Source organism: Deinococcus humi, from assembly GCF_014201875.1.
Taxonomy (GTDB): Bacteria; Deinococcota; Deinococci; order Deinococcales; family Deinococcaceae; genus Deinococcus; species Deinococcus humi.
The window spans coordinates 59,423-76,455 of record NZ_JACHFL010000018.1 but is presented as its reverse complement, the minus strand read 5'-3'; the positions used below and the strand labels follow the sequence as shown (position 1 = coordinate 76,455).

Sequence of the window (17,033 nt, the reverse complement as noted above, 5' to 3'; positions counted from 1 at the left end):
GATATGGAGCTCAGCCGCGTCTATCCACCCACTGCGCCCCGCAATTCCCACCATGCTCGGGGCAACATCAGCAGCTTGCGGGTGCCGCTGACGTAGGCGCGGCGACGGAAATTATCGTATCCGGCGCGTTCCAGATCGTCCAGGATCCCCTCATAGGCGCGGGCGGCAGTAGCGACGGCCAGGCGGGCGCTGCCGTGCAGGCAGGGAATCCCAGCGCGGCCCTCGGCGTACCAGTCGCGGGCCAGACCACACAGGTGGGCCATCAGGGCGCGGTACTCGGGCGTGACCTGACCACGTTCCAGGGTGGCGCGACTGACGCCGTATTCGTCGAGCAGACTCTGGGGCAGGTAGACCCGGCCGCGCGTCAGGTCCTCGCCCACGTCGCGCAGAATGTTGGTCAGTTGCATGGCCTGGCCCAGCATCAAGGCGTGGTGGAGTGTCTGCTCGCCACCGTGATAACCGCTGACGGGAGCAATCATGAATCCAATCACGCCCGCCACCCGGCGACAGTACAGCGTCAGATCGTCCATGTCGCGGTAGACGTGCTCGTTCAGATCCATCCGCAGACCCTCATGCAATTCCTCAAAGGCCGACAGGGGAATCGGGTAGGTGCGGGTGGCCCAGGCCAGCGCGGTGTCCACCGGGTCAGGTCCAGGCCGTCCGGCAAACGCCTGCTGGACACGGCCCCACCAGCTGTCCAATTCCGTCGCGGCGTTGCCGATCAGCGTTTCGTCGGCGATATCGTCCCCGCTCCGGCAGGCGGCGTACACCGCCCAGACCGCCTGCCGTTGCCGGAGCGGGAACAAACGTGAGCCCAGGTAAAAGGTCTTGCTGTGGTCCCGCGTCACCTCCCGGCAATGGGCCACCGCCTGCGCCAGGGCAGTGGGGGTATGGGAGGAGGGCAGGGACGCATTGGTCATGGAAAATCCTTGTGGCGGAGTCTAGGGCGTCTTGAAGGGGCAGACCTCCCACATTCTTACAGACTCGTGACCGCCGGAGACACATGAGAGCACCGTAGGCAAGGTGGGGCTTTACACTTCGCTTGTTGACTCGGGGCGGGGCGGCGCAGCGCTGGACGGGCCGCTGTCCTTGACGTAGCGCCCGAATCTCACCGCGCCGACCTCCAGGCCGTCGGTCAGCGTCATTCCGGGCAGGTGCCGCCCCACCCAGGCTGGATCTGGAAAGTTCAGACCGCCCAGCGCGGGTTTCGAGAGAAGACCCTGGAGCGGTCCGCCAGTGCGCGGCACGTACATCAGCCACAGCTGACCGCCAGGCCGCAGGACCCGGGCCAGCTCATGCAGAAAGCGGGCCGGGTCCTGCGTCTCGTTCAGGGTCGCGCCCACAGTCACGCCGTTGAACCCCCCCGACGGCAGGCCACTGTCCTCCAGATTTAACAGTGCCCAGTCGATCCGGGGACTTTGCTCGCGCCGCTGGCCCTCGCGCAACATCGGGGGGCTCAGGTCGGCGGCCAGCACCCGGCACCCCGCCTCTGCCAGCACACCAGCGTAAAAGCCCGCGCTGGTGCCGGCGTCCAGCCACGTCTCGTCGGCCTGCGGCTGACACAGCGCCCGGAACAGCCGGGCCTCGCGCTCCAGACTGAAGGGCCCGCCGCTGAGCACGCCCAGAGATCGTGCACGCCACAGCGCATACGCACGCGCGGTCAGCTCCAGCATATTGCTGTGCTGGGCAAGGCTCAGCGTCGGCCCCTGTGGCGGGGCAGGGTTCAGATTTCCTTGCATCTGGGGCTTTCGGGTCACAGAAGTCATTATGCTGGGCGATATCTGGCCTGTCTGTTCACGCTGCCTGGGCGTGGGGCCGCTCCCCGGAGGGAATGATGGAAGAACGCAAGAGTATGGGAGGGGCCATCGTCGACGTGTTCGATGCCGGCGTGACCCTCGTTAAATCTGAGATCAACGCGCTGGTCAAGAAGTTCAGCGACATCGCCAAAGCCAAGGGCCTTGGCGTGGTGCTGCTGCTGGCCGCCACCGGACCGCTGGTGCTGGCGCTGATCTTCCTGATTCTGTTCGTGTTCTACGGTCTGATCCGCCTGGGCCTGGGGGCCTGGGCCGCCGCGCTGCTGATCGCGCTGTTCAGCTTCGTGGTAACGGGCGTGATGATCCTGCTGGGCATTCGCAAGCTGGGGGCCGAGGTAGAGACCGATGAACCCCGCGCCAAGAGCTTTGAAGCCATGAGCGAGGACGAGCGCCTTGAGGCCCAGTATCAGGCGGAGCAGGCCGAGAAGGCCGCCCGCGAACGCCGCGCCGCCCAGGCAGCGTCGGCACAGAGTCACGTTCCCACAGGCACCCCGACCAGCACCGTGGTCGTCTCATCCAGCGCCAAACCGCGCGGCACCGCCGGTTTGGCGGCAGTTGGGGCCAGCGCCGGCACGGGCGTGTCGGGGCAGCAGACCAGGGAGCAGGATTCTCGCCAGCCGGCCAGCCGGACCTCGGTGGAAGTGCCCCGTGATCCAGGCCAATACGCCAGCGGCGAAAACCGCTACGTCAGCGATGATGGCCGGCAGGCCACCGTGCGCGTTGAGGGCGGCACCTCCACCGTCCCGGTCTACGAGAGTGAATCGGACGGCTCCCCCAGAATGTACGGTGGGTCTCTGAACCAGAAGCTGGACAAGGGCGAGGTGCCCAGTGCCAATCACGCTGAGCCAGGCGTGCGGACCGATAAGCACCATGACCCCCACCTGCAAGGGCCTGTGGTGCTGAACGACGCTCCCGGCATCAGTGTCAGCACCACGCCCACCTACCAGGAAGACATCAAGAAGGGCGGAGGTGAGTCCTGATGGCCGACTCCAACTTCAAGTCCAACCTGACCGAACGCGAGGTGGCGCGTGAGCGGTTGAAAGAAAGCCTGGACGTGCTGGCCGAGCGCGCAAACCTGCAGGTACAGATGCAGAAGGAGCCGGTCAAGATGCTCGGCGGTGCCTCCGCTGTGGGTGCGGTGCTCGGCCTGCTGATCGGCACACAGTTCAAGCGCACGAAAAAGGTTTACGTGGATGCGGGAAGTCCCGTCAAGTACCAGAAGGAACTCGTCAAGGCCCAGAAATCCCAGAAGGGCGGGGGGAACGTGGGCGGCGCCCTGCTCGCCACTCTGGGCACCCTGGCGATCAGAACCCTCTCGGACCGCGTCCTGGCCCCCAAGCTTGAGGAGATGGCCAATAACCTGCTGGAGAAGGCCGGGGAAGAGCCCAAGTCCAAAACTGCACCATCCGGGGCAAAGGACCGTTCGTCGGCTGGTCCGTCGCTGGGCAAGAGCAGTGCTCCGACCGCCATGTCTGGCAGCGGCCCGAAGCCGATGGGCACGGCGTCTACAAATGCCAGCGCGACGGCCTCGTTCCTGAAGCCTATGCCCACTGGACAGGCCGAGAGCTACAACGATCAGGCCAGCGCCGTGGGCAGCGCGCCGCCCATCGCGGCCAGCCACGAACATCCCGGCGTCGTGCCCACCCCCAAGAGCGTGGTAGAGGCCAAGGCCCAGGGCAGCGTGATCGCCCCGGACGAGAAGAACAACCCCAACCTGCGCTGAGCTTATCTGCAGTTCACAGCCCACCGCACAATGGTGGGCTGTTTTTTGATCTGGGCTGACCGCTTCTGCTAGCCTCGGTGCCATGACCGGCACCCGCAGTACCCGTCAGCGCGATGTGATCGCCCAGGTACTCGGCCGTGCGCCGGGACCGCTGGCGGTCACTGAGGTCTTCGAGCGGGCGCAGGACGATCTGCCGGGACTGGGCATTGCCACCGTGTACCGTACGCTGAAACTGTTAACTGAACAGGGCCGCATCCACCCGGTCACGCTCGACGGCGAGACCCGCTACGAGGCGAGTGGCAAGGGCCACCACCACCATTTTTCCTGCACCCATTGCGGGCGCGTGTTCACGCTGCACACCTGTCCCGTCGCGCTCCCCAGCGGCACCGTCTACCCGGGCGGTTTCGTGGTGGAGGCACATGAGGTGACGCTGTACGGACAGTGCCCGGAGTGCGCGGGCAACCGGGGCGACTGAACCACAGCAGTCTGGCCTTGGGCTCAGGTATCCAGCAGCGACAGGAGCTGGACCAGCAGATCGGCATTTCCTCCGGCCTGAGTAAACGGGTTAAGCTGTGTTCCCAGCAACAGATTGACCGTGGCCTGACCGCCAGGAACCATCAGCCCATAACGGATCAGGGTGCGATTGAGAGGCCCATCCGGCGCAGCAAAGCGGGCACGGGCCATGAATGCCTGCGCCCTGGCTTCCAGCGCCGCGCGAGCCTGTGTCAAAGCTAGGAGCTGCGAGGGAGCCAGAGCTAGCCGTACGGCGCTATCCAGCGCAGCGGCCTCGGTGGGGCGCAAGGCCTTTGCGGTGATCAGCGGGCGCAATAGGTCACTCAGTTCCCGGCTGGCCGTGGCGTCCAACACAATCTGATGCCGGTCCAGCAACTCTGCAAGGAGCCGCACCGTGATCATCACGTCCAGCGTGGGCCGCACGTCCTGGACGACTCTGGCATTCATGCTGCTCCCTCCCCCCGCACGCTGCTGGGGCACTGGCGGTCTGGCGCCCGCTTCCCCGACGACGGCCAGACTGCTCAATAGCAAAAGTGCAAGTGCCAGGCGCGCGGTCAGGCGATTCATGGTCCTACCTTAACGGCCCTGCATGACGCGCCCCTGAACGCGAAAAGTGGGGGACAGCCTGAACGGCGTGTCCCCCACTTTTCGCGCGGTGTTTAGACGTTCCCGAGATTCAGCGACCCAGACGCTTGCTGCGCTGGAATGTGTTCTCTTCCGGGAAGACAACAGCACCCTTCTGGGGCAGGAAAGTGCGGCTGTAGGCAGCCTTGCCCTGGCCCACGGACAGACCGTTGAGGTTCTGGTACCACTTGTAAGGCTGCACTGCCACACCTGACGCCTTGGCGGCGTCCAGCACAGCACGGTAGCCCGCGTGAGCCTTACTCGCCGCGTCCAGATAGTTCAGGGCGTCGTAGCTGCTCTGTGCCTGGGCAAACAGGGCGTCAGCACTGACGGCGGCGGCGGTCATGGCCCCTTCCTTGTCCGCCCGGCGGCCCAGTTCCAGAATGGCATTAGCGTTGTTCAGGTACGCGGCGCTCAGGTAACGGTACTGGCTGTCCAAATTAAATTGCCCAAAATCGCGCGACAGATCGTTGTAGGACATGATGGTGGCGCTCTCGTCCCCCACGTTGACGAACAGGAAATCGCCGCCGGGGCCGTAAGAGAGATTCTGCTCGCTGTCATAGCCGTCGTGCGGGTGGGACAGGCTCAGGTGGTGACCGGTTTCATGGACACTGGTGTCGGTAAAGCCGTAACCCGCCTTATTCAGGGCCGGGGTCAGGAAGGAATACACGAAGCTCTGGGTGCCGGTCTCGCCGTCGTCGTAAGCGATTCCCAGCAGGCCCGGCTGGGTGTTGGCCTGGTCGTTAAAGAGATAGATGGGCAACAGATACTTGTTGGCCGGGGTGGTGGCATACGCCTGGCGCAGTTCCTTCACGCTGAATTGGAAGAGCTTCTCACCCGTCGCGTCCGCATACTCCGGGGAGCAGATGTCGTCGGGCTTGCTGGGATCGGCAAAGAAGCACTTGTACACGTCGGCCAGACTGCCGTCCAGGGGAGTCGGCTTGACTTTGTTAGTAAATTTGGTGAACGGCTGGAGCGGCGCAATCCGACTCTGGGCCAGGTCAGCCTTGAAAACTTTGTCCTGCCCAACGGCCCCCGCGCCCTGCTCGACATGTACGTCCAAATCGATTTCTTCAGGCATTTGCGGCGGCGTGAGGGCCGCGCGGTAAATCGGACTGGGGGTAAAGAGCAGGTTCAACGCAACGTAACGCGTCACCAGCGCCAGATCAGGGCTGACCTTGCGGCCGTAGCCCAGACTGGCCTTGCGGGTGCCGTATTCCCAGATGGGCGGCATGCGGTAGTCGGCCTCGCCGTCGCCGTCCACGTCAGGATTGGTCACGTCGTAGCCATTGGTCCAGACATCGGGATTGGCTGACAGGTCATAGAACCACACGCGCTGCGCCGGCTTCTGTGGAACCACGCTGCCGCCCCAGGCGATCAGGCGGCGGCTGGCCCTTTCGCCAAATTTTGCGCCCGTGTCAGTGTCGGCAGCATCCGTCCGGGTGTAGCTGTGGAGCTTGAAGTCGGGACGGTCAAACCAGTTCACCATGAAGATGGTGTACTCGCCAGGTTTAACGCCGACCCGCGCCACATTGTCAGCCAGCCAGTTTTCGGTCTTCAAGGCATCGATCTCATAGTTACTGTCGATGACGCGGTTGATATTGGGTGCGGGCGTCGTGCAGGTAGGATTGCCAGTCTCCGGGTCCACGTCATTCTGGCAGTTGTACAGTTGCTGATATACCGTGACGGGCGCGTCCTTGCCGTTCTTACCCAGATAGTCAAAAAAGCTGTCTTCAAACGCCTTGTCGGCGAAGACATAGTTGTACTGGTAATCGAAGGCATTGCCGGTGGGTTCAACACGACCATAGGCACTGGGAATGCGCGCAATCGCCTCGTATGTTTTGGGCAGGATCTCGTTGAAGTCGCCCGTATTTACCTGGCGCGCCGTGGCAACCTGTCCTGGCCCGGTCTGGCGGTAACCCACGAAGACGATATTGACCTTGAGCTTGGTGCGGATGGTGGCCTGCTGTCCGGGTTTCAGGAGCTTGAGGCTGTCAAAACCGGTGGGCGTGCCCGGTTGTGGCCCAGGCTGAGGGGCAGGAGAGTTCTCCCCACAGGCGGCCAGCAGGGACAGGCTGAGGGCAAAGGCACCGAGCGTTCTTTTCTTCATAGGACTCCTTGGGCAATGGACCTTCACGCTGTAGACAGGAAGGGACGGAGATGCCGTGCCAGGCGGCAAGCATCAGCAAACGTTGTCGAGCGTAGACAGATGAAAGTGTAATCTTCGTCCGGCAACGAACAGGCTGAGAAGCCTTTTCTCATCTCTTTAGGCATCTTTCATCTGAATTAGGACGGGAAGGTGCGCCCTCATCCTGTCTACTGACCTACCTTGACTCTGCCCCGGGCGGGTCGCTAACCTTTGCCCAGCTCCCGCGTGGAGCCACCCACTTCAGAGCGCCCGAGAGACCTGGCTCGTCGACGGCGCGGCAACCGGACCCCATCGCGTCACGGTGCCAAGGCCAGCCCCCCCGGATCCGCAGCTCAACGATGAGCGCTGCCGCCGGGCGGGACCAAGCGGGAAGGTCACGCGGATGACGATATTCGCCCCTTCTCATCACCACACGAGAGGGGCGTCGCGCTTTTTTTCAGCAGCGGCCCCCACCTGTCCCCAACGGGAGGCCACCCCATGCCACAGAAATTCGAGACCCTGCAAGTTCACGCTGGACAGAAACCGGACCCTGCCACGGGCGCGCAGGCCGTGCCGATCTACCCCACCAACAGCTACGTATTCGAGTCGCCGCAGCACGCCGCCGATCTGTTTGGCCTGCGGGCATTCGGTAACATCTACAGCCGGATCATGAACCCCACCAACGCCGTGCTGGAAGAACGGATTGCGGCGCTCGAGGGCGGTGTGGGAGCGCTCTCGGTGGCCAGCGGACACGCCGCACAGCTTGTGGCGCTCCTGAACGTGGCGCAGGCCGGGGACAACATCGTCTCCTCACCCAACCTTTACGGCGGCACGGTCAATCAGTTTCGCGTGACCCTCAAGCGGCTGGGAATAGAAGTCAGGTTTACCGGGAAGGACGAACGCCCCGAGGAGTTCGCCGCCCTGATCGACGACAGGACCCGCGCCGTGTACTTTGAAACCGTCGGCAACCCGGCGCTGAACATCCCCGATTTTGAGGCCATTGCGGCCGCCGCGCACGCGCACGGCGTGGCGGTGTTCGTGGACAATACCTTCGGCGCGGGCGGGTACTACTGCCAACCCCTGAAGCACGGCGCGAACGTGATCGTGGAATCGGCCAGCAAATGGATCGGTGGGCATGGCAACGGCATTGGCGGGATCATCGTGGACGGGGGCAACTTCGACTGGGGCAACGGGCGCTATCCGCTGATGACAGAGCCCAGCCCCAGCTATCACGGCCTGAATTTCTGGGAGACGTTCGGCGAGGGCAACCCGCTAGGGCTGCCCAACGTCGCTTTCATTACCCGCGCCCGCACCGAGGGGCTGCGCGATCTGGGCACCACGCTGGCCCCGCAGCAGGCGTGGCAGTTCATTCAGGGACTGGAAACGCTTTCCTTGCGGGCCGAGCGGCAGGCGCACAACGCGCTGGCGCTGGCGCAGTGGCTCTCGGGCCACCCCGACGTGACCCGCGTCACGTACCCCGGCCTGAGCAATCACAAGCACTTTGACCGGGCCCAGCACTATCTGCCGCGCGGCGCAGGCGGCGTCCTGACCTTCGAGCTGGCCGGCGGACGTGAGGCGGGCGAGGCTTTTATCCGCAGCGTGCAACTCGCGCAGCACGTCGCCAACGTGGGCGATACCCGCACGCTGGTCATCCACCCGGCCAGCACCACCCACAGTCAGCTGGACGTGGAGGCGCAGACCGCCGCTGGGGTCACGCCGGGTCTGGTCCGCGTATCGCTGGGCATCGAGCACATCGACGACATCCGCGAGGATTTCGCGCAGGCGCTGGCCGCCGCACTGGTGGAAGCGCCGCAGGAGGGCGCCGAGAAGGAGGAAGCATGACCGCCCTGTCCCGCACCCCGTCTCCCCTGCCATTGCCCCAGGAAGACGAGCGATGTTCAGCCGATGACCGGAAGCGCAGGACGGTCACGCTGTTCCGCACCTCGCCGCTGCTACTGGACTGTGGACAGCCCCTGCTGGACGTGCGGGTGGCCTACCACACCTACGGCGAGGCGCGGGAGGAAGCCACGCTGGTGCTGCATGCCCTGACCGGCAACAGCGCCGTCCATGAGTGGTGGCCAGATTTTCTGGGCGCGGGGCGGCCCCTCGACCCCACCCAGGCTTACATCGTCTGCGCCAACGTGCTTGGCGGCTGCGCAGGCACCGATGGTCCGTCGGAACTGGGCGACCTGCCCATCTCCCTGCGCGACATGGCCCGCGTGGGCCGGGCACTGCTGGAACACCTGGGCGTGCGGCGGGTCCGCGTGATCGGCGCGAGCATGGGCGGACTGCTGGCCTATGCCTGGCTGTTGGAATGCCCCGATCTGGTCGCGCGCGCGGTGGTGATCGGTGCACCGGTGCGCCACTCACCGTGGGCCGTCGGGCTGAACAGCGCTGCCCGCGCGGCCATCCGCGCGGCCCCCGGCGGCGAGGGGCTGAAAGTCGCACGGATGGTCGCCATGCTGTCGTACCGCAGCCCGCAAAGTCTGGCTCAGACGCAGGTGGGACAGCGCAGACCGGGGGTTCACGCCGTAACGTCCTACCTGGAATACCAGGGCGAGAAACTGCTGGCCCGCTTCTGCGAGCGCAGCTACCTGACCCTGACCGCCGCAATGGATGGCTTTCAGCCGAACGACGCCGAACTGGCCGCCATCCGGGTGCCGGTACTGGCCGTCGGCATCTCCAGCGACGTGTTGTACCCGGCAGCCGAGGTCCGCGCCGGAGCCGCTGCGGTTCCGAACGCCACCTACTGGGAACTGGACAGCATTCACGGTCACGACGCATTTCTAATGGACTCCGGCGACCTGCCGGTGCGGGTGGGGGCGTTTCTACACCAGGGCTGAACCGAGCCTGAAGGGGACAGCGAGGTCAACACACCTGAATCACCCGGAGCCCCTTCAGGGCCCCCAGCTTGTGGATGCGGTCTGCGATGTGCCCCACGCCCACCGCGCAATGGTGCGCCGGCCCCTGGGCGTTCCAGGCCTCAACAAAACCGCGAGCCCCCAGGGAAAACCGATAACGGCTGTTGGTATTGCCGATTTCCAGAATAGGGCCAGGCACCGACTCTCCTTGGGCCACCAGCAGTTTGAGGCTGCCGCCGTCTTCCACCACCGAGAGCAGGGTCACAGGACCATGTTGCACGGACATTTCCACGCTGAGGCCGCTGCCCACCTTGCCGTGATAGACCGCCAGCGGACGCACCTTGGTTTTGCCCTGCGCGATGCCGACGTGACCGGGACCGTCATGGCCCATTAGGACCACGTCGTCGGCAAAATCTATCCCGTAGAACTCGGTGAAGGAACCGCCCACGCCGAAGCTGTCCATGATTTTCATGGCCTGGGCGTTCTTGACCTCGTATTCCCCGGCCACTGGAATGCCGCGTGCCGTGAGCAGTGAGCACCCCAGAATCACCGAACTGATCACGTCCTCGTTGTCACTGCCGGGCGTGCTCTCGGCATAGTAGGCCAGCGAGGTCAGCGCATGCTGTTCCACGAAGCGGTCCAGGGCCACGCTGGTGCGGGCCGCGCGGATCAGTTCTTCGGGGGCACAGTCGGGCTGGATTTCAAATTCCTCCCCGAACTCCTGAACGCGCCCAGCCGTCTCGGCCTCCCCAACCCCCTGGCGGATGGTGGCCAGCTCATCGAGTTCCACCACCTGAATGTGGGTCCCGAAAGCGATGGCCTGCGCGGTGAGATCGCTGTAGATATCGAGCATGCCGTTGTAGTAGCGGCCCATCACGCCCAGGCGGCCATGCTCCAGAGCGTGCGCCACGCGGGCCGCCGCCAGCCAGCCGTCTACCTCCTGCCACACGTGCGGATCACCCTCCAGGACGCCCGTCACCTGATGGAAGGGGAGGCCCGCGCGGGTAAACACGTTGGCGATTTCCGGCACCGGGCAGGCGGCGCAGTAGGCCAGCCACTCGCCGGTCATCCTTGTTCTGTCGCCCAGGGCGTTAAAACTCGCGTAGTCGATGCTGGCGGTGGGTTGCAGGTTCAGGATGACCACGGGCACCCCGGCCCGCTGCACGGCGGGCAGCACCGTAGATGACAGCGCGTAGGTGGTGGCGTACAGAAAAACGATGTCCACGTCGGCCTGCCGCAGCTGATGCCCGGCCTCACGCGCCTTGGGCGGAGAGTCGATCAGGCCCAGGTTGACGACTTCCACGCCGGGACGCTCCAGTCTGGCGGCGACCTGCGCCACATACCCTTTCAGGCGGTCTTCCAGCCCCTCGAACTGCGGCCAGTAGGTGTCCAGCCCAATGCCAAAGAGGCCGATTTTGAATGAATGGTGGGGCATGTTGACCTCGCTGGGAGTGGATGAGGCGGCCGCCCACTCCGGGGATGGATGTGGGCGGCGCCGGACGGTCAGATCAGAAATCGAACTTGTCGATGTTGGCTTTATCGAAGGTGTAGGGCGGTCCCAGCACCACCTCCCCATTCTTGCCCACGGTGTACTTGCCCAGCTTGCCGGCCATGAAGGTCTCGCCCTGCTTGCCGGTGATCATGCCGCTGGCAAGCGCGCCCGCCGCATAGGTGGCGAGGTAGCCCACGTCGGCCGGGTTCCACAGCTGGAAGGCGGTCACGGTGCCGTCCTTGACGAAGGCGCGCATCTGGTTGGGCGTGCCCAGACCGGTCAGGGCCACCTTGCCCTTGCTGGGGCTGGTGGATAGGTAACGCGCTCCGGCCGAGATGCCGACGGTGGTGGGCGAGATCACTCCTTTCAGGTTGGGATATGCCTGGATCAGGCCCTGCATCTCCGTGAAGGACTTCTGGTCATCGTCGTTGCCGTAGGCGATCTTGACCAGTTTCATGTCCTTGTACTTGGGCAGTTTCAGCTCTTCTTGCATCCACTTGATCCAGGTGTTCTGGTTGGTGGCGTTGGGCGTGGCGCTCAGGACCGCGATGTCGCCCTTGTAGTTGATCAGTTTGCCCAGCAGTTGCACCTGTGCGCGGCCAATGCCCTCGCTGTTGGCCTGATTGATGAAGAGGGTGCGCCCCGACACGGCGGTGTCGGAATCCATCGTCACGATCTTGACCCCGGCCTGCTTGGCCCGGTTCAGGTACGGCAACAGTGCGTTGGCATCGTTGGCCGCCAGAATCAGCGCGTCCTGGCGCTGCGCGATGGCCGTGTTGATGTAGCTGACCTGACTGCTGGCCCCAGCGTCGGACGGTCCCACGACTTTGGCGGTGGCCCCGATCTCCTTGGCGGCCTCCAGCCCGCCGCTCGTCTCGATGACGTTGTAGGGGTTGTTGATGTTCTTGGGCAGCAGCGTGATCTTCAGGCCCTTCTTGATGCTGGCAGGTGCCTGGGCGAACGACAGGGTCGACAGGCCAAGGGCCAGGGCGGACAACAGCAGAACTCGCTTTTTCATAACAAACCTCCAGAAGAGAAGATGGGACGGGTGAATGGGTGGCTGGACGACGTGGCTCACTGGATCACGGAGTCGCCCTGGATCCGGCGGCGTTGCTGGTAGGTCCGGAAATGGGTCAGCAGGTTGGGCAGGAGCACCGAGCCGATCAGGAGCAGCCCGGTCACGATGGTCAGAATCTCGTTGGAGACGTCCAGAATGGTCAGGGCGCCGTTGATGATGCCGATCAGGAAGACGGCGGCCACCGTGCCCACCACGCTGCCGCGCCCGCCAAAGATGCTGACCCCACCCAGCAGCACAGCGGCAATCACGCTCAGTTCAAAGCCGCTGGCGTTGTCGGCGCGGGCGCTGGCAAAGCGGAAGGTGTAGACCGCCGAGGCCAGGGCAGCCATCAGTCCCGACAGCACGAACAGCGAGAGCTTGACCCGTTCGACCTGAAGCCCCGCGAACCGCGCAGCAACCCCGTTGGCCCCGATGGCATACAGCGCGCGGCCAAACGGCGTGGCGTGCAGGACGATGACGGTGAGAATAGCTAGCACGGCGAACAGGGCCATCGGCAGCGGGATCAGGGTGCCGGGGACATTGCCGAAGCCCAGATTGGTGTAGAAGGCCGGGAACTCCGCGATGGCCCGGTCGCCCAGCAGCACGTAGGCCAGCCCCCGGTACAGCGCCAGCGTGCCAATCGTGACCGCCAGCGACGGCAACCCCAGCCGCGTGACCAGCAGGCCGTTGAACAGCCCGGCCAGCCCCCCGGTCACGAATGCCGCGGGCAGCGCCAGCGGCATTGGCACTCCGGCGGCGAACAGCACGCCGATCACCGCGCTGCACAGGCCCAGGATGGACGCCACCGACAGGTCGATCTCACCCACGATGATCAGCAGGGTCATGCTCAGTGACATCAGGGCCACCTCGCTGAAATTGGCGGTCAGGAAGGAGAGGTTGGAACCGGTCAGGAAATCCGGCGACAGCAGGCCGCCGATCAGCAGCGCCGCGCCGACGAGGACGATCAAGGAGAACTCCCAGCCCAATAAGCCCTTGAAGCGGTTCACGATTTGCGCTCCTCTTGCAGGCGGCGTGCCGCACGGCGTGACACCAGCATGTCGATGCTGATGGCGGCCAGCAACAGCGCGCCCTGAATGGCCTGCTGGTAGAAGCCGGGGGCCCGCAGGGTGACCAGGGCGCTGCCCATCACGCCCAGCAACAGCGCCCCCAGACCCGCGCCCGCCAGCGTGCCGACGCCGCCATTGATGCTCACGCCGCCCACCACCGCCGCTGCAATGACCTGCAGTTCCAGCCCCGTTCCGGCAGTGGCGTCTACCGTGCCGAAGCGGGCCAGATACAGCACACCCGCCAGTCCGGCGATCGCGCCGCTGAGGACAAAGCCGGTCATGGTGCGCCTCGTGACGTTGATCCCGGCCAGCACGGCGGCCTCGCTGTTGGAACCGACGGCGTAATACTCGCGCCCACCACGGTACGAGCGCAGGTAGTACGCGAAGCCGACAAGCACGGCCAGCGCCAGCAGCACCAGATTTGGAATGCCCAGCACGCTGCCGGTGCCGAAGCCCAGGAAGGAGGGGGGCAGATTGGAGGCGTTGATCTGCCCGCCGCTGACCACCGCGTAGGTCACGCCCCGGAATACGTACAGCGTCCCCAGGGTGGCGACGAGGGCCGGCACCTTGCCGTAGGCGACGAGCAGACCGTTGACGATTCCCAGCAGCGCACCGAGCCCCAGACCGAACAGCAGCGCCAGCGGGACGGGCAGCCCCGGATAGGCCACGAACAACGAGCCGGTCAGAAAAGCGCTGAGGCCCACCGTGCTGCTCACGCTCAGATCAACGTGCTTCATCAGCAGCACCAGCGTCTGTCCCACCACCAGCAGGGCGATGATCGAGACATTGAGCAGCAGGTCGCGCACGCTGCCAAAGCTGAGGAACAGCGGATTGATGGCGGCGGTGCCCAGCGTGACCAGCACCAGCAGGCCCACCAGACTGACCTCGCGGGCCATCAGCAGGCGGCTCAGCCAGCCGGACGAGGACGGGCTGGAGGCAGGCGCGGAACGCTCGGTCATGCCGCGTCTCCGCGGGGTGTTCCTGTCCGGCTCGTCCCGGCCCGCTGCCCCGTCGCCAGGTACATCACCGCCTCCTCGCTGGCCTGTTCGCGGCTCAACTCGCCCACCAAGGCGCCCTCGCGCATCACCAGAACGCGGTCGGCCATGCCCAGCACTTCGGGCAGATCGCTGGAGATCATCAGCACGGCCAGGCCCGACGCGGCCAGTTCAGCCAGGGTCCGGTGGACTTCCGCTTTCGCGCCCACGTCCACGCCGCGCGTGGGTTCGTCCACGATCAGCACGCTGGGACCTGTGGAGAGCCATTTGGCCAGCACCACTTTCTGCTGGTTGCCGCCCGACAGGCTGCTGACCGGGTCCTGGAGGCGGTGTGCCTTGAGCTGGAGCTTGCTCGTCCAGTTCTGGGCGTTCTCGGCCTCGGCCTTGCGGTTCATCAGGAGGCCGCCCGTGAGGCGACCGAGGACGGCGAGATTGGCATTGCGCTCGATACTCAGGTCCATCACCAGCCCCTGCTGGCGGCGGTCTTCGGGCACCAGCCCCAGGCCCGCACGCATGGCGGCGCGGGTGCTGTTCGGCGCCACAGGGGTATTGCCGATACGCACCTCTCCCCCACTGCGCGGATCGATGCCGAAGATGGCGCGGGCCACCTCGCTGCGTCCAGCCCCCACCAGTCCGGCCAGCGCGACGATCTCGCCCCGCCGGACGTCGAAGGAGATGTCGGAGAACATCTTCGGCTGGCTCAGGTTGCGGACGGACAGCGCCACTTCGCCCAGGTGCGCGTCGCCGCGCGGGTACAGCTCCCCCAGCTCACGCCCCACCATCTGCCGCACCACCTTATCGGTGTCGTAGTCGGTAATCGGCCCGGTACTAACCCACGTTCCATCGCGCATGACGGTGACGCGCTGGCACTCGGCAAAGACCTCTTCCAGCCGGTGGGTGATGAACAGCACCGCCGCGCCGCGTTCCCGCAGGGCGCGCACCACCCGGAACAGCCGGTCCGTCTCGGAGAGCGTCAGCGCCGCCGTCGGCTCGTCCATGATCAGCACGTTGGCGTTCAGCGACAGGGCTTTGGCGATCTCCACCAGTTGCTGGTCGGCGATGCTCAGGCCGCGCACGGGCCGGGTGGGATCGAGCGTCACGCCCAGGTCGCTCAGCAGCCCGGACACACGCTCGTTCATGGCGCGGACGTCAATGCGGCCCAGCCCCGCGCGCGGCTGCCGGCCCATCAGCACGTTCTCGGCCACCGACAGATCGGGAAACAGGGTGGGTTCCTGGTAGATGATGGCAATGCCCGCCGCCGTCGCCTCGCCGGGCGAGTGGAAATCGGCCGGGCGGCCCGAGACCATCAGCGTGCCTCCCTCGCGGCGGTGGACCCCGGCCAGAATCTTGACGAAGGTGGATTTGCCCGCGCCGTTCTCGCCCAGCAGCGCGTGTGCCTCGCCGGGAAAGAGGTCGATGCTCACATCGGACAGCGCCTGAACCGGCCCGAACGACTTGCTGGCGTGGCTGAGGGTCAGGAGGGGCGGCGCCGTTTGAAAATCAGTCAAGGTGAAACACCTCTTCCAGTGGCAAGAAACCCTCGTCCGGATTGCCTTCCAGTTCGGCAAAGAAGGGGGCCATGTCGGCCTGCCAGCGGGCGTTCACGTCGCGCCGGGCCATCCCCTCACGGGCGGCCTCAAGATCCGGAGTCTCGAAATAACCCACCAGCAGACCGTCGTCTTTCAGGAACAACGAGTAGTTGTGCCAGCCGGTTTCGCTGAGGGCGGCGAGCATTTCCGGCCACACGGCGCGGTGGCGTTCCCGGTACTCCGCAAGACGTTCTGGGCGGACCTGGAGCAGAAAACAGACCCGTTGTGGGTGAGCAGGATCAGACATTAAAGCTCCTGAGAAGGAAGGGTGGCCCGGTGGTCCGGCTGAATTGGGGTACGGAAAACATCTAAGCACAAGCGAACACAGGATTGCAAGATCTTGTTGTATTTTGTGACTTTGATGTTAGGATGCGGCCATGCCTTCAGAGATCATGGCTCCCCTGCCGGGGCGTCAGCAGGACATCTTGCGCCGCGCCCTGAGCGACAAAGTGGTGCGGATCAAGGATCTGGCCGCCGACTTCGGCGTCCACGAGATGACCGTGCGCCGCGACATCGACGCGCTGTGTGAACAGGGCAAACTGCTGCGCGTCCACGGCGGCGCGCAGTTGCTGGAGCGCACCGCCGAGGAACTATCACAGTCCATGCGCGCTTCTCAGAACGTGGACGCCAAGGAACGCATTGCCCGCGCCGCCCTGAACCTGATTCAGGACGGCGACACGGTGGCGCTGGACGCCAGCACGACCAGTCTGGCCCTGGCCCGGCTGCTGCCCGCCAGGCAGGTTCAGGCGATCACCTGCAGCCTGGACGCCGCCAACGTCCTGGCCGCCGGGGGCGTGCCGTTCCTGATGGCGGGCGGCAACTTTCACGCCCCGGCCCGTTCGTTCGTGGGCGCGTTCTTCACCGACACCATCGAGCGGCTGCATCCCGATCTGGTGTTCTTTTCCGCCAAGGGATACACGCCGGACGCTGGCTTCACCGACCCGCACCTGCCTGAAGTGGGGGCCAAACGGGCGCTGGTCCGCAGCGGCAGCAGCGTGGTGGCGCTGGTGGACAGCAGCAAATTTGGCCGGACCGCGCTAGCGACCATTGCCGATCACGCCGACATTAACACCCTGATCACCGACGCCGACCCCGGCAGCGAACTGAAAACCCGACTGGACGATGACGACATCCAACTGATCGTGGCTCCCTGATCCCAACTCCTCCGGA

The 17,033-nt window shown here is 65.1% G+C and carries 16 protein-coding genes; 6 read left to right on the top strand and 10 right to left on the bottom strand.

Annotated features, from left to right (window positions below; genetic code table 11):
* Positions 1-20: 20 nt before the first annotated feature.
* Entirely contained in the window at positions 21-920 is a 900-nt protein-coding gene (locus HNQ08_RS22265) for a phytoene/squalene synthase family protein (RefSeq protein WP_184137002.1), read from the bottom strand.
* 111 nt (positions 921-1,031) lie between these two features.
* The gene (locus tag HNQ08_RS22260) at positions 1,032-1,766 is read right to left on the bottom strand and encodes a class I SAM-dependent methyltransferase (RefSeq protein ID WP_184137000.1); all 735 of its coding nucleotides are present in this window, start codon (positions 1,764-1,766) and stop codon (positions 1,032-1,034) included.
* A 68-nt stretch (positions 1,767-1,834) separates the two neighbouring features.
* Here HNQ08_RS22260 and HNQ08_RS22255 point away from each other — a divergent pair, with 68 nt between their 5' ends.
* From HNQ08_RS22255 to HNQ08_RS22245, 3 genes are all read left to right on the top strand, one after another.
* Complete coding sequence (locus HNQ08_RS22255; RefSeq protein ID WP_184136997.1) at positions 1,835-2,794, top strand: phage holin family protein; 960 nt, start codon at positions 1,835-1,837, stop codon at positions 2,792-2,794.
* On the top strand, positions 2,794-3,537 hold the full coding sequence (locus HNQ08_RS22250) for a hypothetical protein (protein WP_184136995.1): 744 nt from the start codon (positions 2,794-2,796) through the stop codon (positions 3,535-3,537). Before HNQ08_RS22255 ends, HNQ08_RS22250 begins: the two co-directional genes overlap by 1 nt.
* A gap of 82 nt (positions 3,538-3,619) precedes the next feature.
* Entirely contained in the window at positions 3,620-4,012 is a 393-nt protein-coding gene (locus tag HNQ08_RS22245; RefSeq protein ID WP_184136993.1) for a Fur family transcriptional regulator, read from the top strand.
* A gap of 23 nt (positions 4,013-4,035) precedes the next feature.
* Here HNQ08_RS22245 and HNQ08_RS22240 read toward each other — a convergent pair whose 3' ends face one another.
* Together HNQ08_RS22240 and HNQ08_RS22235 are read right to left on the bottom strand one after the other, a co-directional pair.
* On the bottom strand, positions 4,036-4,497 hold the full coding sequence (locus HNQ08_RS22240; protein WP_184136991.1) for a hypothetical protein: 462 nt from the start codon (positions 4,495-4,497) through the stop codon (positions 4,036-4,038).
* Between the two features lie 229 nt (positions 4,498-4,726).
* Positions 4,727-6,784 carry a zinc metalloprotease gene (locus HNQ08_RS22235; RefSeq protein ID WP_184136989.1) on the bottom strand — a complete coding sequence of 686 codons (2,058 nt, stop codon included), beginning with the start codon at positions 6,782-6,784 and terminating at the stop codon, positions 4,727-4,729.
* A gap of 516 nt (positions 6,785-7,300) precedes the next feature.
* Between HNQ08_RS22235 and HNQ08_RS22230 the strand changes: the two genes are divergently transcribed.
* Positions 7,301-8,644: an O-acetylhomoserine aminocarboxypropyltransferase/cysteine synthase family protein gene (locus tag HNQ08_RS22230; RefSeq protein WP_184136987.1), complete on the top strand. Its 1,344-nt coding sequence runs from the start codon at positions 7,301-7,303 to the stop codon at positions 8,642-8,644.
* Entirely contained in the window at positions 8,641-9,645 is a 1,005-nt protein-coding gene (locus HNQ08_RS22225; protein WP_184136985.1) for an alpha/beta fold hydrolase, read from the top strand. Before HNQ08_RS22230 ends, HNQ08_RS22225 begins: the two co-directional genes overlap by 4 nt.
* A 25-nt stretch (positions 9,646-9,670) precedes the next feature.
* Here the strand turns inward: HNQ08_RS22225 and HNQ08_RS22220 are convergent, their stop codons facing one another.
* The 6 genes from HNQ08_RS22220 to HNQ08_RS22195 form a co-directional block, all read right to left on the bottom strand.
* Entirely contained in the window at positions 9,671-11,098 is a 1,428-nt protein-coding gene (locus HNQ08_RS22220) for an arabinose isomerase (protein WP_184136983.1), read from the bottom strand.
* Positions 11,099-11,171: 73 nt separating this feature from the next.
* Complete coding sequence (gene rhaS / locus HNQ08_RS22215) at positions 11,172-12,173, bottom strand: rhamnose ABC transporter substrate-binding protein (protein ID WP_184136981.1); 1,002 nt, start codon at positions 12,171-12,173, stop codon at positions 11,172-11,174.
* Positions 12,174-12,229: 56 nt separating this feature from the next.
* A complete protein-coding gene (locus HNQ08_RS22210; RefSeq protein WP_229790203.1) occupies positions 12,230-13,219 on the bottom strand; it encodes an ABC transporter permease in 990 nt (329 codons plus the stop codon).
* Positions 13,216-14,238, bottom strand: coding sequence for an ABC transporter permease (locus tag HNQ08_RS22205; protein ID WP_184136979.1), 1,023 nt, complete (start codon positions 14,236-14,238; stop codon positions 13,216-13,218). Before HNQ08_RS22205 ends, HNQ08_RS22210 begins: the two co-directional genes overlap by 4 nt.
* Positions 14,235-15,782 carry a sugar ABC transporter ATP-binding protein gene (locus HNQ08_RS22200; protein WP_184136977.1) on the bottom strand — a complete coding sequence of 516 codons (1,548 nt, stop codon included), beginning with the start codon at positions 15,780-15,782 and terminating at the stop codon, positions 14,235-14,237. The genes HNQ08_RS22205 and HNQ08_RS22200 overlap by 4 nt, the downstream gene beginning before the upstream one ends.
* Positions 15,775-16,110: an L-rhamnose mutarotase gene (locus HNQ08_RS22195; RefSeq protein WP_184136976.1), complete on the bottom strand. Its 336-nt coding sequence runs from the start codon at positions 16,108-16,110 to the stop codon at positions 15,775-15,777. The genes HNQ08_RS22200 and HNQ08_RS22195 overlap by 8 nt, the downstream gene beginning before the upstream one ends.
* 130 nt (positions 16,111-16,240) lie before the next feature.
* Here HNQ08_RS22195 and HNQ08_RS22190 point away from each other — a divergent pair, with 130 nt between their 5' ends.
* A complete protein-coding gene (locus HNQ08_RS22190; RefSeq protein WP_184136974.1) occupies positions 16,241-17,017 on the top strand; it encodes a DeoR/GlpR family DNA-binding transcription regulator in 777 nt (258 codons plus the stop codon).
* Positions 17,018-17,033: the final 16 nt, after the last annotated feature.

What these genes read in the sequence shown, in the direction of transcription:
- HNQ08_RS22205 (WP_184136979.1), bottom strand. Translation starts at nt 14,238, where the DNA reads ATGACCGAGCGTTCCGCGCCTGCCTCCAGCCCGTCCTCGTCCGGCTGG.
- rhaS (WP_184136981.1), bottom strand. Translation starts at nt 12,173, where the DNA reads ATGAAAAAGCGAGTTCTGCTGTTGTCCGCCCTGGCCCTTGGCCTGTCG.
- HNQ08_RS22265 (WP_184137002.1), bottom strand. Translation starts at nt 920, where the DNA reads ATGACCAATGCGTCCCTGCCCTCCTCCCATACCCCCACTGCCCTGGCG.
- HNQ08_RS22225 (WP_184136985.1), top strand. Translation starts at nt 8,641, where the DNA reads ATGACCGCCCTGTCCCGCACCCCGTCTCCCCTGCCATTGCCCCAGGAA.
- HNQ08_RS22255 (WP_184136997.1), top strand. Translation starts at nt 1,835, where the DNA reads ATGGAAGAACGCAAGAGTATGGGAGGGGCCATCGTCGACGTGTTCGAT.
- HNQ08_RS22250 (WP_184136995.1), top strand. Translation starts at nt 2,794, where the DNA reads ATGGCCGACTCCAACTTCAAGTCCAACCTGACCGAACGCGAGGTGGCG.
- HNQ08_RS22260 (WP_184137000.1), bottom strand. Translation starts at nt 1,766, where the DNA reads ATGACTTCTGTGACCCGAAAGCCCCAGATGCAAGGAAATCTGAACCCT.
- HNQ08_RS22195 (WP_184136976.1), bottom strand. Translation starts at nt 16,110, where the DNA reads ATGTCTGATCCTGCTCACCCACAACGGGTCTGTTTTCTGCTCCAGGTC.
- HNQ08_RS22220 (WP_184136983.1), bottom strand. Translation starts at nt 11,098, where the DNA reads ATGCCCCACCATTCATTCAAAATCGGCCTCTTTGGCATTGGGCTGGAC.
- HNQ08_RS22190 (WP_184136974.1), top strand. Translation starts at nt 16,241, where the DNA reads ATGCCTTCAGAGATCATGGCTCCCCTGCCGGGGCGTCAGCAGGACATC.
- HNQ08_RS22240 (WP_184136991.1), bottom strand. Translation starts at nt 4,497, where the DNA reads ATGAATGCCAGAGTCGTCCAGGACGTGCGGCCCACGCTGGACGTGATG.
- HNQ08_RS22245 (WP_184136993.1), top strand. Translation starts at nt 3,620, where the DNA reads ATGACCGGCACCCGCAGTACCCGTCAGCGCGATGTGATCGCCCAGGTA.
- HNQ08_RS22230 (WP_184136987.1), top strand. Translation starts at nt 7,301, where the DNA reads ATGCCACAGAAATTCGAGACCCTGCAAGTTCACGCTGGACAGAAACCG.
- HNQ08_RS22235 (WP_184136989.1), bottom strand. Translation starts at nt 6,784, where the DNA reads ATGAAGAAAAGAACGCTCGGTGCCTTTGCCCTCAGCCTGTCCCTGCTG.